2 protein-coding genes are annotated in these 439 nt (G+C 58.8%); both read right to left on the bottom strand.

What is annotated here, in order from left to right:
- On the bottom strand, positions 1 to 233 hold a 233-nt coding region (locus AC5ZGW_RS47130), incomplete at its 3' end, for a Txe/YoeB family addiction module toxin (protein ID WP_496114272.1).
- Positions 230 to 439, bottom strand: a 210-nt coding sequence (locus tag AC5ZGW_RS47125; RefSeq protein ID WP_496114271.1) for a type II toxin-antitoxin system Phd/YefM family antitoxin, incomplete at its 5' end; no start/stop codon positions are given. The genes AC5ZGW_RS47130 and AC5ZGW_RS47125, both read right to left, overlap by 4 nt.

Here is a 439-nt window from a genome sequence, read left to right as displayed (position 1 = left end):
ACCTGATCCCGGCCTGCGCCGTAAACGCGATAAACGAGGCGATGCTCGCCGGAAATGCGGCGCGACCAATAGCCTTGCAACTCCCCGCGCAAAGGCTCCGGCTTTCCGATGCCGGAAAAAGGCGTTCGCATTGAATCCTTGATGAGGGCGTTGATCTTTTCGACCGTGCTCCAGTCCGTTTGCTGCCAATGGATATAGTCAAGCCAGGCGCGTTGCGACCAGGCCAGCTTCAAGGCTTGTTCTCCACGAGGTCATGCCCGACACCGCCGCCCGCCTCAAGCTCGGCGATCGACTGACGAAGAAGCTCGGCATTGACGGGGTTGCTCAATAGATGGAGCGTCTCCTGCATCGCCTCATATTCTTCTTCCGACATGACAACGACAGCCTTTCCGCCACGGCGGGTCACAACCAGTGGCGCATGACTATTGACGACCTCGTC

This window comes from Bradyrhizobium sp. Crot121 (genome assembly GCF_059512385.1).
This window is presented reverse-complemented; position numbering and strand designations above follow the sequence as displayed.